Annotated in this window: 4 protein-coding genes and 1 rRNA gene; 2 read left to right on the plus strand and 3 right to left on the minus strand. The window is 70.5% G+C overall.

Features of this window, described 5'->3' with window-relative positions; genetic code table 11:
- The first annotated feature begins 1 nt into the window (after nucleotide 1).
- Nucleotides 2-1426, plus strand: coding sequence for an ATP-binding protein (locus tag ACH4UM_RS21250; protein ID WP_398181366.1), 1425 nt, complete (start codon nucleotides 2-4; stop codon nucleotides 1424-1426).
- Between the two features lie 12 nt (nucleotides 1427-1438).
- Nucleotides 1439-3064 (plus strand): TraM recognition domain-containing protein, encoded by a 1626-nt coding sequence (locus ACH4UM_RS21255; RefSeq protein ID WP_398181369.1) that lies wholly within the window; start codon nucleotides 1439-1441, stop codon nucleotides 3062-3064.
- A gap of 24 nt (nucleotides 3065-3088) precedes the next feature.
- Here the strand turns inward: ACH4UM_RS21255 and ACH4UM_RS21260 are convergent, their stop codons facing one another.
- The 3 genes from ACH4UM_RS21260 to rrf form a co-directional block, all read right to left on the minus strand.
- Nucleotides 3089-3685: a GNAT family N-acetyltransferase gene (locus tag ACH4UM_RS21260; protein ID WP_398181372.1), complete on the minus strand. Its 597-nt coding sequence runs from the start codon at nucleotides 3683-3685 to the stop codon at nucleotides 3089-3091.
- Nucleotides 3686-3709: 24 nt separating this feature from the next.
- A complete protein-coding gene (locus tag ACH4UM_RS21265; RefSeq protein ID WP_398181375.1) occupies nucleotides 3710-6211 on the minus strand; it encodes a beta-propeller fold lactonase family protein in 2502 nt (833 codons plus the stop codon).
- 171 nt (nucleotides 6212-6382) lie between these two features.
- Nucleotides 6383-6487, minus strand: a 5S ribosomal RNA gene (gene rrf, locus ACH4UM_RS21270); the annotation flags it as partial.

Genomic DNA, 6487 nt, shown 5'->3' on the forward strand with positions numbered 1-6487 from the left:
GATGCGGGACCCGCTGACCGCGCTCACGGACGCCTTCACGTCCTTCCTGTTCGGGAAGGTCGAGACGACCCGGCTGCCGGTGCGCACCTCCACGGGCCAGGCCCAGGCGGTCTACCTGCCGACCGCCGCGCCCGGCCTCGGCGACTCGGGCGTCATCATCGGCCGCGAGGTGTACTCCGGGAAGGGCTACATCTACGACCCCTTCCAGCTGTACGGCCAGCAGCTCCCCGCGCCCCACTGGCTGGTCCTCGGCGAGTCCGGCAACGGCAAGTCCGCCCTGGAGAAGACCTACGTCCTGCGCCAGCTCCGCTTCCGCGACCGTCAGGTGGTCGTCCTGGACGCCCAGGGCGAGGACGGGGTCGGCGAGTGGAACCTGATCGCGGAGGAGCTGGGGATAACTCCCATCCGGCTCGACCCGACGGCGGCCCTGAACCACGGCATCCGCCTCAACCCGCTGGACCCGGCGATCACGACGACCGGGCAGCTCGCCCTGCTCCGGACGATCATCGAGGTCGCCATGGGACACGGCCTCGACGAGCGCTCCGGCTTCGCGCTGAAGGTCGCGCACGCCTACGTCAACGAGACGATCGTCGAACGACAGCCGGTCCTGTCCGACATCGTCGAGCAACTGCGCCACCCCGAACCGGAGTCGGCCGAGGCGATGAACGTCGCCATAGACGACGTACGGGCCTGGGGCCTGGACGTGGCGCTGGTCCTGGACCGTCTGGTCGACGGTGACCTGCGCGGCATGTTCGACGGCCCCACGACCGTGGGCATCGACCTGGACGCGCCGCTCATCGTCTTCGACCTGTCCCACATCGACCGCAACTCCATCGCCATGCCGATCCTCATGGCGATCGTCGGCGTGTGGCTGGAGCACACCTGGATCCGCCCCGACCGCAAGAAGCGCATCTTCCTGGTCGAGGAGGCCTGGCACATCATCAACAGCCCCTTCGTGGCACAGCTGTTCCAGCGGCTGCTGAAGTTCGGCCGCCGACTGGGTCTGTCCTTCGTGGCCGTCGTCCACCACCTGTCCGACGTGGTGGACGGAGCGGCGGCCAAGGAGGCGGCGGCGATCCTGAAGATGGCCTCCACCAGGACCATCTACGCCCAGAAGGCGGACGAGGCGAGGGCCACCGGCCGGGTGCTCGGCCTGCCCAGGTGGGCGGTGGAGATCATTCCGACGCTCACCCCGGGCATCGCGGTCTGGGACGTCAACGGCAACGTCCAGGTGGTCAAACACCTGGTCACCGAGACCGAACGCCCGCTGGTCTTCACCGACCGTGCCATGACGGAGTCCTCGGCCGACCTCGTCTCCGACGACGCCCTGCGCGCCGCCGAACTGGAGGCCGAGGAACGGGCGGCGGCCTTCGTCGAGCAGCACATCCCCGACCTGAACGACTCGTCCGAGTCGACGGTGGCCTAGGAGACGGCGCGCGTGAGACCGGACGACATCCGCAGCCACGGGCAGGGCGGGCACGGACAGGGCGGGCACGGCGGAGCGATCCGTCGGGAGGGCCAGGGCGGTATCCCCGACGGCCTGCTGATCGGCATCCTCGCCTTCCTCCTCGGCATGACCCTGCTGGTGTGGACGGCCACCGGGCTGGCCGGACTGTTCGCCCACGGCTCCTGGCCGTCCGGCGTCACCTTCACCCGTACGCCCCTGGCCATGCGCCACCTCATCGGCCGGCCGCACGACGTCCCCGGAGCCTGGCCGGACACACCGTCCGCCCAGCTCTCCGGGTACGGGCTGTTCTGGGGCCTGTTCATCGGCCAGCTGATGGTGCTGTTCGTGCTGACCGTGTTCGTGATGGGCACGGTGGCCAGATGGCGGGCGGGAAGAGCCGGAAGACGGGCCCAGGCGGTGGCCACGGCGGGCGCAGCGGCGCTGGCCCCGGAGCGGGAGACGGCCACCGGGCCACGGCAGGCGCCCGAGCCACAGCGGGTCTGCGGACCCCAGCAGTCGCCCGAACCCGAGGAGATGCCGGCGCCGGCCCGGCACGAGCAGCCCCCCGCCCACCACGAGGTCCCCGCCCACCACGAGGTCCCCACCCAGCGGACCGCCCCGGAGCCCGAACAGCCCCTGGCGGCGGCCGAGCGGCCCGGCCCCGGAGCCCCGCAGCCCTTCCCGGCCGCCCAGCGGCCCAGAGTGCTCGTCGCCCCGAGGGAAGACCGCCGGACAGCCGCCGCCCAGGCCGTCCAGGACGCGGCGGGCCCCGCCCTCGTGGTCACCTCCAACCCCGCCCTCTGGCAGGACACCAAGGACGCCAGGGCCAAACTGGGCCCGGTACTCCTCTACGACCCCGCCCACCTCTGCGACACCCCGGCCCGCCTCCACTGGTCCCCCACCACCGGCTGCGAGGACAAGCAGAGGGCGGCGGACCGGGCCGCCGCCCTCCTCGCCCCGGTCCGCCCCACCGCCAAGATCGACCAGGCGATGAGCGACACCGCGGAAACCCTCCTGCGCAGCTACCTGCACGCCGCCGCCGTCGACGGCCGTACGATCCGCCACGTCCACCGCTGGTCCCAGGGCACCCAGGTCCAGGAGGCCGTACGTATCCTGCGCACCAGTCCCAAGGCCGCCGCGGGCGCGGCCGGCGAACTCGAGGCCGCTCTCACCTCGCACCCCGAACGCCGCGACATCGCACAGGAGTTGACAAGCCGCGCGCTGGCCTCGCTGTTCACGGTCAACATCCGCGAAGCCTGCACTCCAAACCGAACTGATGCACTCGCCCTGGATTCCTTCGTGGACGAAGGGGGCACGCTTTACGTGGTCGGGGAATCCATCGAGGACCCCCGGACCAACCCGGGCGCGATGCCCCTCCTGACGGGACTCGCCTCAAGCGTGGTCGAGCGCGGCCGGCGCATGGCCGAACGGTCATCCTCCGGTCGGCTCGACCCACCACTCGCCCTCGTCCTGGACGACGTGGCCGCCGTGGCTCCGCTCCCCCAGCTCCCCGCCCTGCTCGCCACCGGAGCCGGCCGCGGCCTGCCCACACTGGCCCTGCTCCGCTCGAGGGAACAGGGCCGCGCCCGCTGGCCGCACGACGAACTCCCCGTCTGAGACCGGGTACCAGCTCAGGGACGCTCAGGGACGCTCGAGCACGTACTCCAGCTCCGACTCCGCCGAGCCGCCCTTGGGGGTCCCCCCAGGCCGTTCAGGCACTGGGAGAGGCACGGTCACACCGCTCGGCAGGAAACCCACCCTGCGGTAGAAGCGCTGCGCCCGCCCGTTGTCCTCGTGCACGATCAGCCGCACCCGCTCCACACCGATCCCCCAGGCCCAGTCCAGGGCCTCCTCGAACAGCACCTCGGTCAGCCCGCACCCCCGGTGCTCCGGCCGCACGAACACACCGACGACATGACCCTGCCGCCGTTCGACCGGGGACCCGGCCCAGTCCGTCGTACCGGCCTCTTCCACCAGTACGGTGACCGTCCCGACCCATTCGCCGTCCGGCGCCTGGGCGACGAACTGCCGTCCGCCGGTCGCGCCCTCGGCGGACCCGGCCGCCCGGTCCTGCCAGAAGGAGTCCGGCTCGGCCACGGCATCGTCGTACGTCTGCAGGAACGCCAGGTGCGCCACCGGGTCCTGGAGCGCGAGGAGCCGCAACGCCTTCGCGGCGGGCCACTCCTCGGCCCGTATGGCACGGACCAGGTACTTCTCATCGCTGTCGGGGCTGCTCATGGCCGCCACCGTACGACATGGGGCTCAGTCGCCGTCGTCCAATTTCTCCGCCTGGTCGTTGGGCACCGCCCCGTACAGATCGTGCTTCGGCTCGGGCATCACGCTCTTCGCCCCGCGCACGCTCTTCCAGATCGCCTCGTTGAAGGTGCGTTCGTCGATCTGGTCCTCCTTGGTGAGGTCCTGCTTCGCCGACACCCCCGCCAGGGGCGACTTCGCCGTGTTCACGGCCGTCATGTCGTACGTCGGCCTCAGCGCGTCGTACGGCTTCGCGTCCGGCCACGCGGTGAAGGAGTTCACCATCGGCGTCGCGTACGCGTCGAACTGCGTCAGCGGCTTCAGGCCCAGCAGCAGCTCCATCGTGCGGAGCATGGAGGCGGTGCTGTAGAAGGTGGAGTCGACCCGCCCGGTCCGCGTGTACGGGCTGATGACCTGCGAGATCGTCCGGTGCGCGTCCACGTGGTCCGGGCCGTTCTGGGCGTCGTCCTCGGTCACGAAGATCACGGTGGACTTCCAGAACCTCGAGTGGGAGACGGTGTCGACGAGCTGCCCGAGCGCCCAGTCGTTGTCGGCCACGTACGCCTGCGGGGTCGGCATGCCGGCCTTGGTCCCGGAGGTGTGGTCGTTGGGCAGCCGCACCATCTCGAAGGCGGGCAGCCCGCCGCCGTTCTCGTACCGGGCGAACTCCTTCTTCCACTCCTCGATCCGCGGCCCGCCGCAGGTCGTGGCGCGGGCGGGGAAGGTGTTCGCCGAGTCCGGGCAGCTCAGGTCGTACGGCCCGAAGTCGTGGTCGGTGCCGGCCTCCAGGACCGGGTCGTCGGCGTGGGCGCCGCCCTGCGCGTCGGCGTTCGCATAGAAGCCGTAGTTGCGGAAGGTCACGCCCCTGTCCGCGAGCCGCTGCCAGATGTAGGCGTGGTCGGGGTCCTTGTTGGGCGCGATCGCCGGGTCGTGGTTCTCCGACGGGTAGCTGTGGTTGCGGCCGGAGTAGTTGGCGGGCCAGCCCTCCTCGCTGTACGGGTTGGAGTTGGCCGCGACCGTCCAGTTCCAGCCCTGCGCGCTCACCTCGGCGTCGGCGTAGAAGTTGTCCAGGGTCACGAACTGCCGCTGCAGCGCTCGGGCGTTGGGCGCGGAGTCGTCCCCGAACAGATTGAGCGAGGCGTCCCCGTTGCCCTTGCCCAGCGAACCGAACTCCTGGTCGTAGGTCCGGTTCTCCTTGACGACGTAGATGACGTGCTCGATCGGCGACCTCTCACCGATGCGCCGCGGTATGACCGCTCCGGTGGCCCGGGGACCGTCACCCCCGCCGAACCCGTTGTCGGCGACGACGGCCCACGTCCAGCGTCGCAGCTGCCTGTCTCCGCCGCCGAGCGGGATGGTCGACAGGGTGCCCTTCATCATCGACCCCGAGTACTGGTCGGGGGACTGGGGCGCGGTGGAGGTGGGATTCGGGTAGCCGGGGCCGTTGTTGGGCCCGGCGCCGAGCCCCTTGGCGTTGGTGACGTACAGCTTCCCGTCGTGCGGGACGACGGCCGTCGGATACCAGGCGGTGGGGATGAGCCCGGCCATGCGCCCGCTCTTCAGGGTGACGACCGCGACATCGTTGTTCCCGGAGTTCGCGACGTAGAGCCGGCGCCCGTCCTCGGAGAGCGCGAGGGCGTCGGGGTTGCTGCCGACGGGAGCGTTCCGGTAGGGCGCGAGACCGAGAGTGCGGGTGACCTTCCGGCTGCTCGCGTCGATGACGCTGACCTGGTCGCTGTCGCCGTCCGCCACGTACAGGGTCCGCCGCGCCGGGTCGGTGATGACGGCGTTGGGATGGGTGCCGACCTTGATGGCGGCCTGCTGGACGGGCGCCGGGCCGCTGATGTCGAGCACGCTGACGGTGTCGCCGCCCTGGTTCGTGACGAAGGCGGTCTTCCCGTCGTCGGCGAGGGCGACGCCGTACGGAGCGTGCCCGACGGCCACGGTGGCCATCGACGAGTCGCCGAGGTCGACGACGGTCACCGCGTCGGCGAGCCGGTCGGCGACGACGAGCCGCTCTCCGTCCGGGGTGACGGCGATCCCGGACGGGTACATGTTCACGGGCTTGCCGTCGGGATTCCTCGTGGGCAGCTTGATCGGGCTGGTCTCGGTCAGCCGCCCGTCGCTCACGTCGTACGTGTGGATGATCTCGCGCCCGCCCCCGCTGGCGTAGGCACGCTTGCCGTCGGGGCTGAAGGCCAGCCCGGTGAACACGGCCTGCGGGCTCGGATACGAGATCGTCTGCACGACCTGCGAGTTCCCGGGATCGACCACCTGGAGGGACTGGGTGCCCTGTCCCGCGTTGACCACCAGGAGCATGCTTGCGTCGGGCGACAGCACCGCGTTGAGGGGCAGATTGCCCAACTGGGCCTGCTTCCCGGCCGGGGTGACCTTGTATCCGACCGGCGTGACGGCCGTCCCGTCCCCCTTCGACCCTGCGGTGCCCTGTCCGCCGGCCGCGGCCAGGGCGACGGCGGCTCCGGTGGCGAGGACTGCGGTGCCAGCCAGCACAGTGACAACTCGGCGTCTGCTTCTGCGTTTCAGGACCATGAGTCACGACAGTGACACGCAGAGTTGACACCCGGGAAGCCCCTGGACGACATGGACATGACTATGGCTTGAACGCGAAAGAGCCCCAACTCACGGGTATCCACCCGGAGTTGGGGCTCTCTCTCAAGATTTGTTCGGCGGTGTCCTACTCTCCCACAGGGTCCCCCCTGCAGTACCATCGGCGCTGTAAGGCTTAGCTTCCGGGTTCGAAATGTAACCGGGCGTTTCCCTCACGCT

It is taken from the genome of Streptomyces sp. NPDC020801, from assembly GCF_044334385.1.
In the GTDB taxonomy this organism is placed as follows: domain Bacteria; phylum Actinomycetota; class Actinomycetes; order Streptomycetales; family Streptomycetaceae; genus Streptomyces.